Consider the following 18,676-nt stretch of genomic DNA (forward strand, 5'->3'; position numbering starts at 1 on the left):
CGTGGCTTCCGTGCCGGGCATGCGCCCCTGCCCGACGGTGGTGCGTCCGCACCTTCCCCTTCACCGACGACCTGCCATTGGGTCAATTTTCGTGTCGTCTGGCGATGAGCCCGTCTTGGCACATTCCAGAGAGGCGACGTGATGTCAGATCGCATTCTCTACTACGGCGCGTCCGGCCGTGGTTGCATCGGTACCATCGACGCCCAGAACGGCCTCCAGGACGTGAAAGTCCTGCCCGAGGGCAGTTTCGCGGCGGACTGGACACTGATCACACCGCTCAGCGGCAACCGCATCCTGTACTACGCCGCGGACTCCGGCCGGTCCTGCATCGGCTCCATCGGCGCCGACAACACCCTCTCGGACGTGGTCGCGTACCCCGGGCCGCCCGAGGGGCATTTCGTCCCCGGGTACACGGAGGTGGCGACGTTCAGCGGCGACCGCGTCCTCTTCTACGCCGGAGCGAACGACAAGTCCTGGATGTTCAATATTCCCGACCACAACGTTCCGCAGGGCCTCACCCACTACGAGCCGGGCGCCTTCGCCCCCGACTGGCGGCAGATCGCCGGACTGAGCGACGACCGCGTCCTGTTCTACGGAGCGGGCGGACGCGGATGCATCGCGCGAGTCCTCCCGAACAACACGTTCGCGGACGAGACCGTTCTGCCCGAAGGCAGTTTCGCCCCGGACTGGAGGCAGATCACCGGACTCAGCGGAGACCGCATCCTCTACTACGGTGACTCCGGCCGTGGTTGCATCGGATCCATCGACAGCAACAACGTCCTCAAGGACGTCGACGTCCTGTCCGAGGGCAGCTTCGCCGCGGACTGGCAGCAGATCACCTTCCTGCGGCCCCCGGAGTAGGCCGCTTCTCTCGGATCATCTCGATCATCTCGATCATCTCGCCGCGGGCCTGATGAAGGCGGCGGCGGGGCGGAAGGGTGCGGTCTCGTCGTAGCCGGTGACGAGGCCGCGCCACGGCCGGTCCGCGTCGCCTTCCGGGAGGGCCTGGGGAGGAGCACGCCGACGGCGTGCCCGTCGCGCTGGTGGAAGGGGTGGTCCGCCGAGGCCTGTTGGTGAAACCAAGGGGAGTTCGGCCAAGGCTTGCCGGTGAAAAGGGTGTCGTCTGGGGACAGGGCGCGAAGGGGGGCTCAGGCGTGGGGGAACGGGCTCTCGCCCGAGGCCCGTTGAGGCCCGTCGACCCCCGCGAGGCCCGCATTACCTGACAGGTAATCGACCCCTCCGTCGCCGCCCGGCATGCTCAAGGACACCGGGACCCGGGCGGCGCACTCCGCTCGGGCTCCGGAACCACCACCAGCACGAACGTCCCCATGGAGGGTGATCCGCCATGTCCCAGGCCCTGTTGACCGGTCTCGCCCGCACCACCCGGCCGCAGACCGCGGTCCGCCGCTTCCTCGGCCTCGACGCCCTCGTCACCGGCGCCAACGGCCTCGCCTACCTCACGGCCTCCGGCCCCCTCGGCGAGCTCCTCGGCATCGACGCGGCCCTGCTGCTCGAACTCGGCTTCCTCCTCACCGCGTACGCCGCCGGCGTCGCATGGCTCGCGAGCCGCCCGCAGCCGCCGGCCCTGGGCGTCAAACTCGTCGTCGACATCAACGTCCTCTGGGCCGTCCTCAGCGTCGTCGCCCTCTTCGCCTGGCTGGAGCCGACCACCGCCGGCCTGCTGTGGACACCGATGCAGGCGGCCACCGTCGCCGGCTTCGCCCTGCTCCAGTGGACCGCCCTGCGCGCCGTCGCCGCTACTCGCTGACCGCCGCCGCCAGGGACTGGAGGTACGCGACCGTCTCCGCGTCGGCCGGGAGCAGCGTCTCGATGGCCAGCTCGGCGACGGTCACGTCCATCGGCGTGTTGAACGTCGAGATCGACGACACGAACGACAGGATCCGCCCGTCGTGTTCGATCCGCATCGGCAGCGCGATGTACGGATACGGCTCCGCGTCGGGCGCGCTCTCCTCCTCCGCGCCCGGCGGCAGCGGATACGCCGCCACCTCCTCGTACAGCTCGCGCAGCGCCTCCGACCGGGCCAGGGCGATCTGCCGCTCCATCTGGGCCAGCAGATGCCCCCGCCACTCCCGCAGGTTCCGGATCCTCGGCGCGAGGCCCTCCGGGTGGAGGGTCAGCCGCATCGCGTTCAGCGGCGGGGCGAGCAGATGCTCCGGCAGCCCGTCGAGCAGCAGCCCGATGCCCCGGTTGGCCGCCACCACCGTGTACGAGCCGTCCACCACGAACGCCGGATACGGCTCGTACCCCCGCAACAGCCGCTCGATGCCCTCCCGCAGCACCTCCAGGTGCGGGGCGCCGAGCGGCGACTCCGCGTACCGGGGCGCGTAACCGGCGGCGAGCAGCAGCGCGTTCCGCTCCCGCACCGGCACGTCCAGGTGCTCGGCGAGCCTGAGGACCATCTCCTCGCTCGGCCGGGCACGGCCCGTCTCCACGAAGGAGATGTGCCGCGCCGACGAGTCGGCGCGCAGCGCGAGCTCCAGCTGACTCAGCCGCCGCTGCTCACGCCATCCGCGAAGCAGCGGCCCTACCCCCGTGTCGCTCACGACAGTCGTCATGGCCAGACGGTATCCCAGTGGGGGACCCGGGTAGCTTCCCCGGGGGACCCCGTCCCGCACCGCGCACCACCCGACCGGAGGGAGCACCACCGTGCCCACACAGCCACTGTCGCAGAAGGAGATCGAGGACCGACTGCGGGAGCTCCCCGGATGGTCCGTCGAGAGCGACCACCTCATCCGCACCTACCGGCTCGGCGACCACTTCGCCGCGACCGCGCTCGTCGTGCACGTGGCTCAGATCCAGCAGGAGCTCGACCACCACTCCGACCTGACCCTCGGCTACAACACCGTGGCCGTGTCCGTGAACACCCACTCCGCCGGCGGGGCCGTCACGGAGCTGGACTTCCGGCTCGCCGAGCGCGTCGAGGGGATCGCACCGGGCCACGGCGCCGACTGACCCGTCGTTCCCCGTCCGTTCCCTCGCTCCCGTACGTAAGATCATCCGCATGGCGGACACCATGCTCGACTACGAGGCCGAGGCGGCGCACTACGACCGGACCCGGGGCGGCGTGCCCCGCGCCAAGGCCGCGGCCGAGGCAGTGCTGCGCCTCGTGCCGCCCGGCGCGCGCACGCTCCTCGACGTCGCCTGCGGCACCGGCCTCGTCACCGAGCGCCTGACCAGGACCGGCCTGAGGGTCTACGGGGCCGACGCCGCCCACGCCATGCTGGCGACGGCCACCGGGCGCCTGCCGGGCCGGACCGTCCGCGCCGACGCCCGGCGACTGCCGCTGCCCGACGCCTCCCTGGACGCGGTCTCCGCCGTCTGGCTGCTGCACCTCGTGCCCTTCGCCACCGAGATCGTCGCCGAAGCGGCCCGAGTCCTGCGCCCCGGCGGTGTCCTGATCGCCACCGTCGACAAGGACGCGGCCCATGACGTCGGCAGCGACATCGACGACATCCTCCGTCCCCACCGCTCGGAGTCCGCCGCCGGCGACCGCTCGGACCTGATCGCCCGTCACGCCGCCGCCCACGGCCTCGACCCCGCCCCCGGCACCCACTTCCAGGGCCACGGGCAGGGCCGCACCCCGGGCGACACCGTACGGAGGCTGCGCAGCGGCTACTTCGCCTCCTGGTACACCGGCGACCCGGCGACGACCGAGGTGCTCGCGGCCGCCCTGGAGGCCCTCCCGGAGCAGGACCGCCTCCGTGACGACCCGCGCTACCGGCTTGCCGCCTTCGTCAAGCGCGGCTGACCTTCCCCGGGCCGCTGCAGGTCGACGGCCGCCGCAAGCCGGCGGGCCGCCGCGAGCGGACGGGCCGCTTCAGGTCGTGGGGCCGCCCCAGGCCTCCGCCGCGAACGCGGCGAACGAGCGCGGCTCGCGGCCCAGGACCCGCTTCACGCCGTCCGTCGCCGAGGCGTTGTGGCCGTCGAGGAGCGTCGCGAACAGAGCCGCGAGCCACTCGGCCTCCGGGGCCGGCAGGCCGAAGTCCGTGAGGAGCCCCGCGTACTCCGCCGCCGGCATCGCCTCGTAGACCACCGGGCGACCCGAGACGCGCGAGATCTCCGCCGCGACCTCCGCGAAGGACACCGGTCGCGGACCCGTCACCTCGTGCACCCGCCCCGCGTGCCCGTCCGCCGTCAGGGTCTCGACGATCACGTCCGCCAGGTCGTCCACGTCGACGAACGGCTCCAGCGTGTCCCCCGCGGGGAAGACCAGCATCCCCTCCGCGACCCCCTCCGCGAGCAGCCCCTCGGAGAAGTTCTGCGCGAAGAACGAGGCCCGCACGACGGTCATTTCGACCCCGCCGGCCGCCTCCCGCAGCGCTCCCTCCGCCACGACCGCCTCCGGCTCCCCGCGCCCGGACAGCACCGTCAGGCGCCGTACGCCGTTCTCCACGGCCAGTCGGCCGAAGGTCCGCATCGCCTCCACCGCGCCGGGAGCGGCGAGGTCCGGGTAGTAGGCCACGTACGCGGCGTCCGCGCCCCGCAGCGCCGGACCCCAGGTCTCCGGCGCCTCCCAGTCGAAGGGGGTCGCTCCGGTGCGGGAGCCATGACGGACCGTCACCCCGCGCGCCGCGAGCCGCTCGGCCACCCGCCGCCCGGTCTTGCCGGTGGCGCTCGTGACGAGGATCGTCCGCGCGCCGGCCGAAGCCCGACCGCCGTTCCCGCTCTGCGTCTTCTGCGTGTTCTGCGTGTTCTGCGTGTTCGTCGTCATGGTTCAAGACTCCCGCCCACGGCCCCCGCCGCCCATGCTCCGCAGTCTCACGCCCCTACGCGTCCGTCCACCCGGCCGCCTACTCTTACGCCCCATGGACGTACTCGCCGGACTCCTCGACGGACCCCGAGCCCGGGGCGCCTTCCTGCTCCGCATGATCATGGAGCCGCCGTGGTCCGTCCGCATCGAGGACGGCGCGCCGATCTGCCTGATGTGCGTCACCGAGGGCGAGGCCTGGGTGATCCCCGACACCGGCGCACCCGTCCTCCTGCGACCCGGCGACATCGCGATCGCCCGCGGCCCGGAGCCGTACACCGTCGCGGACACCCCCGACGCCCCGCCCCGCGCCGTGATCGGCCCCGACGGCAACTGCACGACCCTGTCCGGAGAGCCGCTCGCCGAGACCATGCGGCTCGGCGTCCGCACCTGGGGCAACGCCCCCGACGGCGGCACGACGCTCCTCGTCGGCACCTACCGGATGGACGGCGAGGTCGGCCGCCGGCTCCTCGACGCCCTGCCGGGGCTGCTGCACCTGCCTGCCGAGGAATGGAACTGCCCCCTCACACCCTTCCTCGGCGAGGAGATAGCCCGCGACGAACCCGGTCAGACCGCCGTCCTCGACCGGGTCCTCGACCTGATGCTCATCACCGGTGTCCGCGCCTGGTTCTCCCGGCCCGGCGCCGAGGCCCCCGCCTGGTACCGCGCCATGGGCGACCCGGTCGTCGGCCGGGCGCTCCGGCTCCTCCAGAACGACCCCGCCCACCCCTGGACCGTCGCCTCGCTCGCCGCGAAGACGGGCGTGTCCCGGGCCGCGCTCGCCCGCCGCTTCGCCGAGCTCGTCGGCGAGACCCCGATGGCGTACCTCACGGACTGGCGGCTCGCGCTCGCCGCCGACCTGCTGCGCGAGACGGACACCACCGTCGAGTCGGTCGCCCGGCAGGTCGGCTACAGCGGCGCCTTCGCCCTGAGCGCCGCCTTCAAGCGGGTACGCGGGCTCAGTCCACAGGAGCACCGCGCCCGGAACTGAGGGGCCCGGCCGTCGGCGACACGACCGGGGACTCTTTGCCGGACCGGCAACTTTTCTCGCGTACTCCGCCGCCTCGCCGCACCCTGGAACCATGAGCCAGCACCACGCATCGCGCCAGGGCCACGATCACGGGCAGAACCAGCCGAGCCACGACCACGGGCAGAACCAGGGCCACGATCACGGGCAGAACCAGGGCCACGGTCAGGACCATGGCCAGGGGCCGACCCACGACCACGAGCAGAACCACGGCCAGGGGGCGGGCCACCACCACGACGGCACCCACCTCGACTGGAGTGAGATGGCCCTGCTCCTGGAGCGGCAGGCCGAGATCGCGAGCCCCGCCTACACCGAGGCCGCCGCCTGGCTCGGCACGCTCGCCCCGGTCTACGGCGTCCGGCGCGTCCTCGACGTGGGCAGCGGTCCCGGGGTCGTCACCAGCCTGCTCGCGGACGCCTTCCCGGCCGCCGAGACGGTCGCCGTCGACGGCAGCCCCGAGCTCCTCGAACGGGCCCGTGACCGCGCCGAGGCCCGCGGTCTCGGCGCCCGCGTCTCCACCCTCCACGCCGAACTCCCCGAGGCCATCGGCACCCTGGGCGAGGCCGACCTCGTCTGGGCGGGCAACTCCCTGCACCACATCGGCGACCAGCGTGCCGCGCTCGCCGAGTTCGCGGGCCTCCTGCGCCCCGGCGGCCTCATCGCGCTCGTCGAGGGCGGCCTGCCCACCCGCCACCTGCCCTGGCACATCGGCATCGGCCGACCGGGCCTCGAAGCCCGCCTCGACGCCGCCCACGCCCACTCGTTCGGCGAGATGCGCGCCGAACTCCCCGGCTCCGTCGACGAACCCGACGACTGGCGGGCGCTCCTCGCGAGCGCCGGCCTCACCCCCGCCGGCACCCGCACCTTCCTCACGGACCTCCCCGCGCCCGTCTCCCCGGTCGTCCGGGAGCTGGCCGTCTCGCACTACCAGCGGCTCCGCGAGGGCTTCGGCGACCGGATCGACGCGGACGACCGCAAGACGCTCGACCGACTCCTCGACCCGGCCGACGAGAGGTCCCTGCACCACCGCACGGACCTCTTCCACCTGACGGCCCGGACCGTCCACACCGCCCGCAAGGGCTGACGGCCCGGGCGCGGACCTCAGGACACCGGCTCCAACTGCCACCACTGGGAGGGGGAGTCGGAGTCCTCCCACTGCCGCACGGACGCGCCGGCCTCCCGCGAGCCGTCCGCGACCTCCAGGTACAGCCCGCTGACGAAGCTCACGAGCGCCACCGTGCCCGGCGACTGGAGGTCCTGCTCGATGATCCACTCCTGTGCGCCGAAGTTGTTCGGCTTCCACTGCTGGATCAGCGCGCCGTTCTCCGTGGACGCGTTCATGACGTCGAGCCGCTTGCCGCTGGCCGCGTTGACCAGGTGGTAGAGGCCGCCTCCGTTCGGCACGGCCGTGACGTGCCAGTGCTGCCCGGCGGCGCCGTCCTCGACCCCCTGGTGCATCTTGGCGCCGCTGCGTGCCGAGCCCCCGGGCACCTCCAGGAGCAGCCCGCTCGCCACGTTCCGTACCCGGTAGAGGCCTTCCTCGACGGGCATCGGGGCACCGCTCACGGTGCGTCCCCCCTCTCTCGTACGGCCGCGCTCACGCGCCGACGTGGAACTCCGCCGGGTCCGGGCCGATACGGCGGTTCTCGTCGAGCGCGGCGATCGCCGCCAGGTCCTCCGGGTCGAGCGTGAAGTCGAAGACGTCGATGTTCTCCCGGATGCGCGAGGGGGTCACCGACTTCGGGATCACCACGTTCCCCAGCTGGAGGTGCCAGCGCAGCACCACCTGGGCCGGCGTCCGCCCGTGCTTCCGCGCGATCGCCAGGATCGCCGGAACCTCCAGGATCCCCTTGCCCTGGCCGAGCGGCGACCACGCCTCCGTCGCGATGCCGTGCCGGGCGTGCGCCTCGCGCGAGGCCGACTGCTGGAGCTGCGGGTGCAGCTCGATCTGGTTCACGGCGGGCACGACGGACGTCTCGCCGATCAGCCGGTCCAGGTGCTCGGGCAGGAAGTTCGAGACACCGATCGCCCGCGCCCGCCCGTCCGCGTGGATCTTCTCGAAGGCTCGGTACGTGTCGACGTACGTGTCCTTCGACGGCAGCGGCCAGTGGATCAGGTACAGGTCGACGTGGTCGAGGCCCAGCTTCTCCAGCGAGGCGTCGAAGGCGCGCATCGTCGCGTCGTAACCCTGCTCGCTGTTCCACAGCTTGGTGGTGACGAACAGCTCCTCGCGCGGGATCCCCGAGGCGGCCACGGCCTGCCCGGTGCCCCGCTCGTTCTGGTAGATCGCGGCCGTGTCGATCGAGCGGTAGCCGGCCTCCAGCGCGGTGGCCACGGCCGTCGCCGCCTCGTCGTCCGGCACCTGCCACACGCCGAAGCCCAACTGGGGCATCGGCACGCCGTTGTTCAGGGTGAGGGAAGGAACCTTGCTGTCCGTGCTCACGTGCGGTCGTTCCTAACGTCGTCGGAGTACTCCCTGGGGCAACGATCTCAGCCCCCGTCGCATTCCGCCGCGCGGACGGCCGACCCGAGGTACGCCTCCCGTACGGCCGGGTCGGCCCGGACCTCCGCGGCCGTCCCCTCGGCCAGGACCCGCCCGAGGTCCAGGACCACGACACGCGAGCACAGCTCCATCACGAAGGCCACGTTGTGCTCGACGAGCAGCACCGCGCAGTTCTCCTCCTCGGCCACGCGGCGGACCACGGCGGCGAGCAGGCGGCGCTCCTCGGCGGTCGTCCCCGAGGCCGGTTCGTCGAGGAGGAGCACCCGGGGCGGGTCGGCCAGGGCCCGGGCGAGCTCGACCATGCGGGCCTGCCCGACCGGCAGCGCGCCCGCGTAGGCGTCGGTGAGCGCGTGGAGCCCGCACTCCCGGAGCACGGCCGCGGCCCGCTCGCGGTGGCGGCGAGCCCCCGGCCGCAGGCCGCTCCGCCAGTCCTGGGCCACCACCAGGTTGTCGGTCACCGTCAGCTGCCCGAAGAGCTGCTGGCGCTGGAAGGTGCGGCGGACGCCGTGGCGGGCCCGCCACACGGGGGAGCGGCGGGTGACGTCCTCGCCCGCGAAGGTGACGCTCCCGGCGTCGGGCCGCCGGATTCCGGACAGGACGTCGAACAGCGTGGTCTTCCCGGCGCCGTTCGGCCCGATGAGTCCGCAGACCTCCCCGGGACGTACGGCGAGGGTCACGTCCCGCAGGGCGTGGACGCCGCCGAAGCGGACGTCGATCCCGCCGGCGTGGAGCAGTGCATTCGTCATCGGCGGACTCCCGTCCCCAGATAGGCCTCGGCGAGCCGGTCCGTGTCCACTTCGGAGCGTGGCCCGGACCAGGCGATCCCGCCCTGTGAGAGGTACGCGACGGTGTCGGCGACACCGAGGACCTCGGCCGCCTTCTCCTCGACGAGGAGCAGCGCCGTGCCGCTCGCCCGCAGCTCGGTGAGGAGACGGAACACCTCGTCCACGACGCGGGGCGCGAGCCCGAGGGAGGGCTCGTCGGCGACGAGGACGGTCGGCGGGCGCTGGAGGAGCGGGGCGAGCGCCAGGATCTGCTGCTCGCCGCCGGACAGGGAGCCGGCGGCGACGGAGCGGCGGCGGGCGAGCGCGGGGAAGCGCGCGTACACGGCGTCCCGGTCCTCGGACGCGGGCAGTTGCAGGGTCAGGTTCTCCTCGATGGAGAGCCCGGCGAAGATCCCCCGCCCCTCGGGGGCGAGCCGCACCCCGCGCCGGGCCCGCCGGACGGTGTCGTCCCCGTTGGCGTCCAGGCCCGCCACGCGCACGTGCCCGGCGGACGGCGGGAGCAGCCCGGCGGCCACCCGGCACAGGGTCGACTTGCCCGCCCCGTTGGGCCCGAGCAGCACGAGCACCTCCCCGCCGCGGACCTCCAGGTCGACGCCGTGCACCACGGCCGCGCCCCCGTAGCCGGCCCGCACGCCGCGCAACGCGAGCGCGGGCGGTTCGGCGCCCGGTCCCCGTACCGGCTCGCGCGGCTCCCGACGGACGGCCGTTGCTCCGGCGGGAACCGGTTCGGGCGCAGGGCCGGGAGCCGGTCCGTCCGCCGAGCCGGGCGTAGGCGTCGGGGCCGATGCCTGCCCGGGCACGGGAACCACCACCGGCACTGGCGCCGGCCCCACCACCGGCACTGGCCCCGGCCCCGGCCCCGGCCCCGGCCCCGGCGCTGGCTCCGGCACTGGCTCCGGCTCCGTCATCGGCATCGGCTCCGGCTCCGGCATCGGCGCGGTGTCCCCCCGTCCCCGTACGGCCGCCGCCCGCGCCGCCCGTCGCGAGGGCAGCGCCGCGCAGTACCCGTCCGGGTCGTTCGCGAGGGCCAGGCCCGCGAGACCGAAGAGGATCACCGGAAGGTGCGCGGACTCCGTCACATAGGTCGCGAGGAGATGCGGGACCACCGCGAAGCCCAGCCCCGCCACCACCGCGAACTGCGGGCGCCGCACCCCCGCCGCGACCACGACCGCCAGCCACACCAGGCCCGTCATCGCCGTGAAGTCCGTCGCAGTGATCCGCGTGTTGTACGAGGCGTACAGCACGCCCCCGAAGCCCGCGAGGCCCGCCGACACCGTGAAGACGAGGAGCTTCGTGCGGACGACCGACACCCCCGAGGCCGCGGCGGCCTCCGGCGCCGAGCGGACCGCGAGCACCGCCCGGCCCCACCGGGAGCCGTGCAGCCGGGTCAGCAGCCACACGACCGCCCCGGACAGCACCACGAGCGCGACCCCCAGCGCCCGGTCGTCGCCGAGGTCCAGCGGGCCGAGGACGGGGCGCGGGATCTCCCAGCCCGTGTCCCCGTTGCGCAGCCATCCCATCTGGAACAGCACCTGGTCCGCCAGGAACGCGAGGGCCAGCGTGGCGAGCGCCAGCGACCGGCCGCCGAGCCGCAGCGCGGGCAGCGCGACCACCGCGCCGAGCAGCGCCGCCGCCGCCGTACCGACCGCCGCCGCGGCCACGAAGGGCCAGCCGTGACTCATCAGCAGCCCCGCCACCAGCGCCGCCCCCGTCACGAACGTCGCCTGGGCCAGCGACACCATCGCGCCGAGCCCCGTGACCACCGTGAACGACATGAACACGAGCCCGATCGCGAGGCCCTGCGCGAGGATCCCCGACCAGAACGGCGTGGTGACCGTGTAGAAGGCCGTCGCGAGGAGCGCGCCCGCCACGACCCAGGCGCCCCACCGGCGGAGCCGGCCCTTCCCGGCGAGGTAGTCGACCGGCGGCGGATCGGCGGCGGCCGTGCCCGCCGCGCGCCGCCGTCGCGCCAGGACGACGAGGCCGCCGAAGAGGATCAGGAACGGCACCGCCGTCCGGAAGCCGGTGATGTCCTCGGCGAACGACGCGTACCCCGCCACCAGGTTCTGCAGCACCCCGAGCCCGAGCCCGCCCGCGAAGGCGAGCGGCACCGAGAGGAAGCGCCCGAGCACCGCCGCGGTCGCGGAGACGAAGAGGAAGAGCGTGTAGTCGTGGGCGGAGAGGCCGAGGAGCGGGGTCGCGAGCACCCCGGCGAGGCCCGCGAGACCCGAGGACAGCATCCAGGCGATCGAGGACAGCCGGTCCGCGCTGACACCCCGCAGCTCCGTCAGCGAGCGGTTGTCGACGGCCGCCCGCAGCAGCAGCCCGAGCCGGGTGTGCCGCATCAGGACCCACAGCCCGGCCGCCACCAGGGCCGTCGCGAGCCAGGTGATCAGCTGGTCGGAGTCGATGCCGACGCCGTCGAGCGGCTGCCACGACACCGCCGGGCTCGGCCCGATCCCGGGCAGCCCGAACTGGTTCTCGGCGGGCTGGACCGGGGCCCCGGCCCGCTCCAGGAGCTCGACCACCCACAGCCCGGCCGCCGGCAGGGCGACCAGCAGGCCGATCGTGGCCACGATCTGTGCCGTCTCCCCGACGCGGGCCAGCTTGCGGAACATCAGCCGGTCCAGGCCCCAGCCGAGCGCGGGCGCGACGACGCACACGAGCAGCAGCGCCGTCGGCACGGCGGGCCGGCCGAAGCCGGAGTGGAGCTCGTGGAAGGCGAGCGCGCACAGGTAGGCGGTGGCGCCGTGCGCGAAGTTGAAGAGTCCGGAGGCGGAGTACGAGAGCACGAGGCCGGTCGCGAGCAGCGCGTACAGCGCGCCCGAGACCAGCCCGCTCAGCACGAAGCCCAGCAGGTCACCCACGGTGAGGCGCCCCTAGCCGAAGGGGATCGCCGGATAGCACCTGAACGGCACCGCCACCTCGTAGCGTCCGTTCTTCAGCCGGACGAGCGCCCCGCAGCCGAAGCTCTCCTTCTGCCCCTTGGGCTCGGCCCGGTCGCCGACGAGCGTGCCGGTGTCGGAGAAGCCGTTCGCGGCCTTCTGGAAGGACTCGACGGTCAGCTCCTTGCCGGCCTTCGCGGCGATGGACAGGAAGAGGTCGGCGGACATGTAGCCGGTCATCATGTGCATGTTGAGCGGCACGTCCTTGCCGCCCGCCGCCTTCCTGATGTCCGCCTTGAACCGTGTCATCGCGGGGCTGTCCGCCTCGAACGGCTGGAACTGCAGCAGCACGTGCACCCCGTCGAGCGCCTGCCGCGTCGCGTCCTTCGCGAGCAGGCCGGGGTCGTAGTCGGTGGGGTCGGTGAGGACGCCCTTGTAGCCGGACCGCTTGAGCGCGGTGAACAGGCCGATGTTGTACGGGGTCTGCATCACCGAGACGACGACGTCGGGCGCGGAGCCGCCGGGCCCCGAGCGGAGGATCTCCTTGGTGTAGGCCGACCAGTCGCTCGGCAGGGAGGTCGCGGGCACCGAGGCCTTGGCGTACGCGAGGGTGAAGCCGGCCGCCTTGAAGCCCTGGGTGAAGGTACGGATGCCGAACTTGCCCGCGTCGTTGTCGCCGGCGATCAGCGCGACCGACTTGCCGCTGGAGCCGCCGAGGACGGTGGCGAGCCCCTCGGGCCAGGTCTGGTTGAGGGTGCCGCCCGGGGTCGGGACGAGGCAGCCGTTGAAGCCGTAGATGTACCGGGGCCCGCAGAACGAGGGGAGCGTGCCCCAGCCGACGGTGGGCACCTTCTGGCCGTTGAGGAAGTCGGCTCCGGCGAAGGTGACCGAGCTCATGGGGGAGACGGCGAACACCTTGTCCTGCTGGACGAGCTTGCGGGCCGCCGCCAGGTTCCTGGCCGGGTCCTGGCCGTCGTCCTCGGCGCCCAGGTAGTCGATCCTGCGGCCGTTGACACCGCCCTCGGCGTTGGCCCGGTCGTAGCGCGCCTTGGCGCCGAGATCGGTGTCCTTCTTGGAGTAGCCGCTCGCGGTGGTCATGGAGACGATGCCGCCGACCTTGATCGCGTCGGCGGTGACTCCGCGTGCGGAGGTTCCCGGAGAGCCGGGCTTCTCCGAAGTGCCGCCGGTGGAGGCCGAGTTGCAGGCCGTGGCGAGGAGCAGGGCCGCTGATGCGGCGGCGAGGGTGCGGATCGGTCGCAGCACGTTCGGTCGTCCCTCCGTCGGGTGACCGCATTCTGTGACCGGCCTGATGAACCGTCAATAACTGACGCAACGTCAATTGATGATGCGTCAGAAGCGCCGGGACCTTCACCCCTCACCCGTACAGCGCCTCGACCTCCGCCGCGTACGCCCGCTCGATCGCCTTCCGCTTCAGCTTCAGCGAAGGAGTCAGCAGCCCGTGCTCCTCGCTGAACGGATGCGCCAGGATCCGGAACGTACGGATCGACTCCGCCTGCGACACCAGCGTGTTGGCCGCCACCACACCCCGCCGGATCTCCGTCTCCAGCGACGGATCGCGCACCAGCTCGGCCGGCGACAGCGGCGGCCGCCCCTGCATCGCCAGCCAGTGCTCCACCGCCTCCTGATCGATCGTCACCAACGCCGCGATGTACGGCCGGTCGTTGCCCACGATCAGGCACTGGGCGATCAGCGGATGCGCCCGCACCCGCTCCTCCAGACCCGACGGCGCGACGCTCTTGCCGCCCGAGGTCACCAGGATGTCCTTCTTCCGCCCCGTGATCGTCAGATAGCCGTCCTCGTCGAGCGACCCCAGATCACCCGTCGCGAGCCAGCCGTCGCTGAGGACGGCCGCGGTCGACCGCGGATCGTTGAGATAGCCGGAGAACACCTGCCCGCCGTGCAGCCACACCTCACCGTCCTCCGCGATGTGCACCGTCGTCCCCGGCACCGGCTGCCCCACCGTGCCGTACCGCGTCCGCTCCGGCGGATTCGCCGTGGCCGCGGCGGACGACTCGGTCAGCCCGTACCCCTCGAAGACCGTGATCCCGGCGCCCGCGAAGAACAGGCCCTGCCGGCGGTCCATCGCCGAACCGCCCGACATCGCGTGCCGCATCCGCCCGCCCAGCGCGGCGCGGACCTTCCCGTACACCGTCTTCTCGAAGAACTGGTGCTGCACCCGCAGCGCGGCCGACGGCCCCGGGCCCGTCCCGAACGCCTTGTGCTCCACCGCCTCCGCGTAGGCGACCGCCACCTCCACCGCCTTGTCGAAGGGCGCCGCCCGCCCCTCGCGCTCCGCCCTGCGCCGCGCCGCGTGGAAGACCTTCTCGAAGACGTACGGCACGGCCAGCACGAAACTCGGCCGGAACGCCGCCAGGTCCGGCAGCAGCTCCGCGGCCGCCATCACCGGCTGGTGCCCCAGCTTCACCCCGGCCCGCACCGCCGCCACCTCCACCATCCGCCCGAAGACGTGCGCCAGCGGCAGGAACAACAGCGTCGACGCCTGCTCCCCGGGCCGGGACCGGAAGACCGGATCCCAGCGGCCCGTCAGCATGTCCGACTCGAACATGAAGTTCGCGTGGGTGATCACACAGCCCTTCGGCCGGCCCGTCGTCCCCGAGGTGTAGATGACCGTGGCCACCGACTCGGGCGTCACCGCCCGCCGGTGCCGCTGCACGACGTCCTCGTCGATCTCCGTGCCCGCCGCCGTCAGCTCGGCCACGGCCCCCGCCCCCGAGTCCAGCTGCCACAGCCGCTGCAGCCGGGGGAGCCGGTCGATCACCGACCCGATCGTCATCGCATGGTCCTCGTGCTCCACCACACACGCCGTGACCTCGGCGTCGTGCAGCATCCAGAAGACCTGCTCGGCGGAGGACGTCGGATAGATCGGCACCGGCTGCGCGCCCAGCGTCCACAGCGCGAAGTCGAAGAGCGTCCACTCGTACCGCGTACGGGACATGATCGCGACCCGGTCACCGAACCGCACACCCTGCGCGATCAGCCCCTTCGCGAGACCGAGGACCTCGTCCCGGAACCGCGCGGCCGTCACGTCCCGCCACTCCCCGTCCCGGCCCTTGCGGCCGAACGCGACCCGGTCCGGGTCGGCGAGGGCGTGCTCGAACACGGCATCCGCAAGACCGCCGACCTGAGGCGCCGCCGCGACGGGCGGCACGGTGAACTCGCGCACTGGCCTGCTCCTCCCTCGTCGGCACGTCGGCTCGATGGCTGAAAGGGACCGCTGTCGCACTCCGTACAGCGCGGGTGACGGTACCCCACCCGCCTGCCCGGCGGGAGGGCCTTCACCAAGCCGGGACATTCCGCGTTCGCACAGGTCAGGACGGGTGAGGAGACCAAGTCGCGGGTGCGGCGGGTGCGTTGCAGACCGCTCGGTACGTCCACCCCGCGCGAATCTCCACGGAATCTGTACCGCCTGCGCACGGGAGGGCGCCCCGAAGCCACCATGGCCGGTCCGCACGGGCTCCCGGGGACCCGTCCCCGGCCCTCACCCAGGCCCTCACCCAGGCCCGTCACCCAGGCCCGTCACCCGCCCCGGATCAGCGCGGCCGGTGCAGGCGGTCGCCTCCCGCCAGGATCGCCTCCGCCAGCGCGTCCGCCGCCTCCTGCGTCGCCCCGCCCCGCCGCCCCCGCAACAGCACGAAACCGACCTCGCCCAGCTCCGGAAGCCCCGCACGGGCCGGCACCGGGACGAGCCCCTCCGGCACCAGGCCCCGCGTGTGCGCCATCACCCCGAGCCCCGCCCGCGCCGCCGCGACGTTCGCGCTCAGGCTGGAACTCGTACACGCGATCCGCCACGCCCGGCCCTGCGCCTGCAGGGCCTCCAGCGCCCGCGCCCGCGTGATCCCCGGCGGCGGGAACAGGATGAGCGGCACCGGCCGGTCGGGCTCGACCCGCAGCCCCGGCGCCCCGATCCAGATCAGCGAGTCCTGCCAGACGAGCCGCCCCTCGCTCTCCTCACCGCCCCTGCCCGCCTCACCGCCCCTGCCCGCCTCACCGCCTCCACCCCCGTCGCCGCGCCGCTTCGCCAGGATCAGATCCAGTCGGCCGGCCGCCAGCCGCGCCTGCAGCGTCCCCGACAGCTCGACCGTCAGCTCCAGGTCGACCTCGGGGTGCTCCCGCCGGAAGGACTCCAGGATCTCCGGCAGCCGCGTCGTCACGAAGTCCTCCGACGCCCCGAACCGCAGCCGCCCCCGCAACCGCGTCCCCCCGAACCACGCCGCCGCCCGCTCGTGCGCCTGGAGGATCGCGCGCGCGAAACCGAGCATGGCCTCACCGTCCTCCGTCAGCTCCACACTGTGCGTGTCCCGCGAGAAGAGAGGCCGCCCCGTCGCCTCCTCCAGGCGCCGCACGTGCTGGCTCACCGTCGACTGCCGCACCCCCAGCCGACGCGCGGCCTGCGTGAAGCTCAGCGTCTGGGCCACGGCGAGAAACGTGCGCAACTGCGTCGGTTCGTACACAGCACGACCGTAACCCCGCTCATCACGGATCGCGATGACAGTCAGAGCGCTGTACGGGATTCCCGATCACCACCCGCTGGACCAGGATGGAAGCGCACCCCCGTACTCCACAGAGCTGAAGCCCATGAACCGCCGCACCCCCCTCCGCCTCCCCGTCCCGCGCCTGCCGTCCCGGCTTCCCGTCGACGCGTTCGTCCTGACGCTGCTCGGCACCGTCGGCCTCGCCGCACTGCTGCCCGCCTCCGGGGCCGCCGCCACCGTCGCGGAGGGCGCGTCGACCGGAGCCGTGGCCCTGCTCTTCTTCCTCTACGGGGCCCGGCTCTCCACCCGCGAGGCCCTCGACGGCCTCCGGCACTGGCGCCTCCACCTCACCGTCCTCGCAAGCACCTTCCTGCTCTTCCCGCTCCTCGGACTCGCCGCACGGGGCCTCGTACCCACCGTGCTCACCCCGCAGCTCTACGGCGGACTGCTCTTCCTCTGCCTCGTGCCCTCCACCATCCAGTCCTCCATCGCCTTCACCTCCATCGCCCGCGGAAACGTTCCCGCAGCGATCTGTGCCGGCTCCTTCTCCTCCCTCGCCGGCATCCTCCTGACCCCCCTCCTCGCGGCCCTCCTCCTCGGCGGCAGCACCGGCGGCCTCTCCGCCGACTCCCTCCTCAAGATCGTCCTCCAGCTCCTCGTCCCCTTCCTCGCCGGACAGCTCCTGCGCCCCTGGGTCGGCGGATTCCTCGTCCGCCACAAGAAGACCCTCGGCCGCGTCGACCGCGGCTCGATCCTCCTCGTCGTCTACACCGCCTTCAGCCAGGGCATGGTCGCCGGCGTCTGGCAGCTCGTGACCCCGGCCCGCCTCGGCCTGCTCCTCGCCGTCGAGGCCGTCCTCCTCGCCGCGATGCTGACCCTGACCTGGTACGGGGCGAAGCGTCTCGGCTTCGACCGGGCCGACCGCGTCGCCATCCAGTTCGCCGGCTCCAAGAAGAGCCTCGCGGCCGGCCTGCCCATGGCCAGCGTCCTCTTCGGCGCACACGCCGCGCTCGCCGTACTCCCGCTGATGCTCTTCCACCAGATGCAGCTGATGGTCTGCGCCGTCATCGCCAAACGCCGCTCCCACGACCCACAGGAACCGCTCGCGGCCCCCACCGCCCCGCACCCCGCACCCGTCGGCCGGATCACACCCCCACCCGCCCCACGATGATCATCCGGGCCGCTACGGTGCTCCCATGCCCTCACTCGATCCCGGCCGCACCGCACTCGTCCTCGTCGACCTGATGGAGCGGATCGTCGCGCTGCCCCTCGCCCCCCGCCCCGGCACCGACGTCCTCGCCGCCGCGGCCCGGCTCGCCGACACCTTCCGGAACGCCGGAGCACCCGTCGTCCACATCCGCGTCGAACGGCCGAACGTCCCCGCCCAGCCGCCCGGCAGCGAGCTCGTTCCCGACCTCGTCCACACCGGCGACCACGTCGTCGTCAAGCGCACCATCGGCGGATTCCACGACACGGGACTCCACGACCTGCTCAGCGGAGCCGGCGCCACGACCCTCGTCCTCGGCGGCATCGCCACCAACCTCGGCGTCGAGTCCACCGCCCGCGCCGCCGGCGACCTCGGCTACGACCTCGTCTTCGCCGAGGACGCCATGACCGCCCTCACCGCCGACGAACACCGTGCCTCCGTCGAGCTCGACTTCCCCCGCCTCGGCACCGTCGCCCCCGTCTCGGCGATCACCCTGGACGGCCCCGCGTGACACCCGTCCCGATACGGTACGGGGCCCGCCCCTGCTCCCTCGTCGTCTGCCGAGGCTGCTGCTGCGGCGACGCCCGCAAGAACCCCGGCACCGACCACGCCGGCCAGCTCGCCCGCCTCCGCGAGGCCGCCGCGGCCTCCGGCGGCCGGCTAGCCGTCCGTACGAGCGACTGCCTCGGCCCCTGCGCCCAGGCCAACATCGTCGTCGTGCAGCCCTCCACCGAGGGCCGCAGGCGAGGCGGCCGGGCCGCCTGGATCGCCTTCACCCTCGACGACGACTGCCTCGACGACATCCTCACCTGGACGAAGGCCGGCGGCCCCGGCATCGCGAAGCCCCCGGACACCCTGACCCTCCAGATGATCGACCCGCCGAAGAACTGAACGGCCCGCTGAACCCGCCGTTGAACGGACCGCTGAACCCGCCGTTGAACGGACCGCTGAACCGGCCGCTGAACGGACCGCTGAACCGGCCGCTGA

At 73.2% G+C, this 18,676-nt stretch carries 18 protein-coding genes; 9 read left to right on the forward strand and 9 right to left on the reverse strand.

Features of this window, described 5'->3' with window-relative positions:
- The first annotated feature begins 141 nt into the window (after positions 1–141).
- Both IE124_RS05855 and IE124_RS05860 read left to right on the forward strand, forming a co-directional pair.
- Complete coding sequence (locus tag IE124_RS05855) at positions 142–861, forward strand: hypothetical protein (protein ID WP_189505468.1); 720 nt, start codon at positions 142–144, stop codon at positions 859–861.
- A gap of 484 nt (positions 862–1,345) precedes the next feature.
- Positions 1,346–1,768, forward strand: coding sequence for a hypothetical protein (locus IE124_RS05860; protein ID WP_189505470.1), 423 nt, complete (start codon positions 1,346–1,348; stop codon positions 1,766–1,768).
- On the opposite strand, the gene IE124_RS05865 is transcribed toward IE124_RS05860, so the two are convergent.
- Positions 1,758–2,576 carry a helix-turn-helix domain-containing protein gene (locus tag IE124_RS05865; protein ID WP_189505472.1) on the reverse strand — a complete coding sequence of 273 codons (819 nt, stop codon included), beginning with the start codon at positions 2,574–2,576 and terminating at the stop codon, positions 1,758–1,760. The genes IE124_RS05860 and IE124_RS05865 overlap by 11 nt on opposite strands.
- A gap of 91 nt (positions 2,577–2,667) precedes the next feature.
- Here IE124_RS05865 and IE124_RS05870 point away from each other — a divergent pair, with 91 nt between their 5' ends.
- Both IE124_RS05870 and IE124_RS05875 read left to right on the forward strand, forming a co-directional pair.
- Positions 2,668–2,973 (forward strand): 4a-hydroxytetrahydrobiopterin dehydratase, encoded by a 306-nt coding sequence (locus IE124_RS05870; protein WP_189505474.1) that lies wholly within the window; start codon positions 2,668–2,670, stop codon positions 2,971–2,973.
- A 61-nt stretch (positions 2,974–3,034) separates the two neighbouring features.
- Complete coding sequence (locus IE124_RS05875) at positions 3,035–3,769, forward strand: class I SAM-dependent methyltransferase (protein WP_189505578.1); 735 nt, start codon at positions 3,035–3,037, stop codon at positions 3,767–3,769.
- Between the two features lie 69 nt (positions 3,770–3,838).
- Here the strand turns inward: IE124_RS05875 and IE124_RS05880 are convergent, their stop codons facing one another.
- Positions 3,839–4,732: a Rossmann-fold NAD(P)-binding domain-containing protein gene (locus IE124_RS05880; protein WP_189505476.1), complete on the reverse strand. Its 894-nt coding sequence runs from the start codon at positions 4,730–4,732 to the stop codon at positions 3,839–3,841.
- Between the two features lie 94 nt (positions 4,733–4,826).
- Here IE124_RS05880 and IE124_RS05885 point away from each other — a divergent pair, with 94 nt between their 5' ends.
- Positions 4,827–5,759, forward strand: coding sequence for an AraC family transcriptional regulator (locus IE124_RS05885; protein WP_189505478.1), 933 nt, complete (start codon positions 4,827–4,829; stop codon positions 5,757–5,759).
- Between the two features lie 91 nt (positions 5,760–5,850).
- Positions 5,851–6,879, forward strand: coding sequence for a class I SAM-dependent methyltransferase (locus IE124_RS05890; RefSeq protein WP_189505480.1), 1,029 nt, complete (start codon positions 5,851–5,853; stop codon positions 6,877–6,879).
- Positions 6,880–6,896: 17 nt separating this feature from the next.
- Here IE124_RS05890 and IE124_RS05895 read toward each other — a convergent pair whose 3' ends face one another.
- The 7 genes from IE124_RS05895 to IE124_RS05930 form a co-directional block, all read right to left on the reverse strand.
- Positions 6,897–7,361 (reverse strand): RICIN domain-containing protein, encoded by a 465-nt coding sequence (locus IE124_RS05895; RefSeq protein WP_189505482.1) that lies wholly within the window; start codon positions 7,359–7,361, stop codon positions 6,897–6,899.
- Between the two features lie 31 nt (positions 7,362–7,392).
- Entirely contained in the window at positions 7,393–8,187 is a 795-nt protein-coding gene (locus IE124_RS05900; protein ID WP_189505579.1) for an aldo/keto reductase, read from the reverse strand.
- A 98-nt stretch (positions 8,188–8,285) separates the two neighbouring features.
- Complete coding sequence (locus tag IE124_RS05905; RefSeq protein WP_189505484.1) at positions 8,286–9,044, reverse strand: ABC transporter ATP-binding protein; 759 nt, start codon at positions 9,042–9,044, stop codon at positions 8,286–8,288.
- On the reverse strand, positions 9,041–11,950 hold the full coding sequence (locus IE124_RS34685; RefSeq protein ID WP_229832179.1) for an ABC transporter permease subunit: 2,910 nt from the start codon (positions 11,948–11,950) through the stop codon (positions 9,041–9,043). The genes IE124_RS05905 and IE124_RS34685 overlap by 4 nt, the downstream gene beginning before the upstream one ends.
- Positions 11,951–11,962: 12 nt before the next feature.
- Complete coding sequence (locus IE124_RS05920; protein ID WP_189505486.1) at positions 11,963–13,231, reverse strand: ABC transporter substrate-binding protein; 1,269 nt, start codon at positions 13,229–13,231, stop codon at positions 11,963–11,965.
- Positions 13,232–13,343: 112 nt separating this feature from the next.
- Positions 13,344–15,173 (reverse strand): AMP-dependent synthetase/ligase, encoded by a 1,830-nt coding sequence (locus tag IE124_RS05925; protein ID WP_189505488.1) that lies wholly within the window; start codon positions 15,171–15,173, stop codon positions 13,344–13,346.
- A 367-nt stretch (positions 15,174–15,540) separates the two neighbouring features.
- On the reverse strand, positions 15,541–16,461 hold the full coding sequence (locus IE124_RS05930; protein WP_189505489.1) for a LysR substrate-binding domain-containing protein: 921 nt from the start codon (positions 16,459–16,461) through the stop codon (positions 15,541–15,543).
- 124 nt (positions 16,462–16,585) lie between these two features.
- Between IE124_RS05930 and IE124_RS05935 the strand changes: the two genes are divergently transcribed.
- Genes IE124_RS05935 through IE124_RS05945 form a run of 3 tightly spaced genes read left to right on the forward strand, consistent with a single transcriptional unit; the run spans position 16,586 to position 18,580 of the window.
- Positions 16,586–17,653: a bile acid:sodium symporter family protein gene (locus IE124_RS05935; RefSeq protein WP_229832202.1), complete on the forward strand. Its 1,068-nt coding sequence runs from the start codon at positions 16,586–16,588 to the stop codon at positions 17,651–17,653.
- Positions 17,654–17,678: 25 nt separating this feature from the next.
- Entirely contained in the window at positions 17,679–18,200 is a 522-nt protein-coding gene (locus IE124_RS05940; RefSeq protein ID WP_189505492.1) for an isochorismatase family protein, read from the forward strand.
- Positions 18,197–18,580, forward strand: coding sequence for a (2Fe-2S) ferredoxin domain-containing protein (locus tag IE124_RS05945; protein ID WP_189505500.1), 384 nt, complete (start codon positions 18,197–18,199; stop codon positions 18,578–18,580). The genes IE124_RS05940 and IE124_RS05945 overlap by 4 nt, the downstream gene beginning before the upstream one ends.
- The last annotated feature ends 96 nt before the right edge of the window (positions 18,581–18,676 follow it).

This window comes from Streptomyces narbonensis, assembly GCF_014649015.1.
Lineage (GTDB): Bacteria > Actinomycetota > Actinomycetes > Streptomycetales > Streptomycetaceae > Streptomyces > Streptomyces narbonensis.

Bases quoted from the DNA above. Each gene is read 5' to 3' on its own strand.
- IE124_RS05865 (WP_189505472.1), bottom strand. From the start codon at position 2,576: ATGACGACTGTCGTGAGCGACACGGGGGTAGGGCCGCTGCTTCGCGGA.
- IE124_RS05900 (WP_189505579.1), bottom strand. From the start codon at position 8,187: ATGCCCCAGTTGGGCTTCGGCGTGTGGCAGGTGCCGGACGACGAGGCG.
- IE124_RS05905 (WP_189505484.1), bottom strand. From the start codon at position 9,044: ATGACGAATGCACTGCTCCACGCCGGCGGGATCGACGTCCGCTTCGGC.
- IE124_RS05880 (WP_189505476.1), bottom strand. From the start codon at position 4,732: ATGACGACGAACACGCAGAACACGCAGAACACGCAGAAGACGCAGAGC.
- IE124_RS05890 (WP_189505480.1), top strand. From the start codon at position 5,851: ATGAGCCAGCACCACGCATCGCGCCAGGGCCACGATCACGGGCAGAAC.
- IE124_RS05855 (WP_189505468.1), top strand. From the start codon at position 142: ATGTCAGATCGCATTCTCTACTACGGCGCGTCCGGCCGTGGTTGCATC.
- IE124_RS05860 (WP_189505470.1), top strand. From the start codon at position 1,346: ATGTCCCAGGCCCTGTTGACCGGTCTCGCCCGCACCACCCGGCCGCAG.
- IE124_RS05875 (WP_189505578.1), top strand. From the start codon at position 3,035: ATGCTCGACTACGAGGCCGAGGCGGCGCACTACGACCGGACCCGGGGC.
- IE124_RS05885 (WP_189505478.1), top strand. From the start codon at position 4,827: ATGGACGTACTCGCCGGACTCCTCGACGGACCCCGAGCCCGGGGCGCC.
- IE124_RS05940 (WP_189505492.1), top strand. From the start codon at position 17,679: ATGCCCTCACTCGATCCCGGCCGCACCGCACTCGTCCTCGTCGACCTG.
- IE124_RS05935 (WP_229832202.1), top strand. From the start codon at position 16,586: ATGAACCGCCGCACCCCCCTCCGCCTCCCCGTCCCGCGCCTGCCGTCC.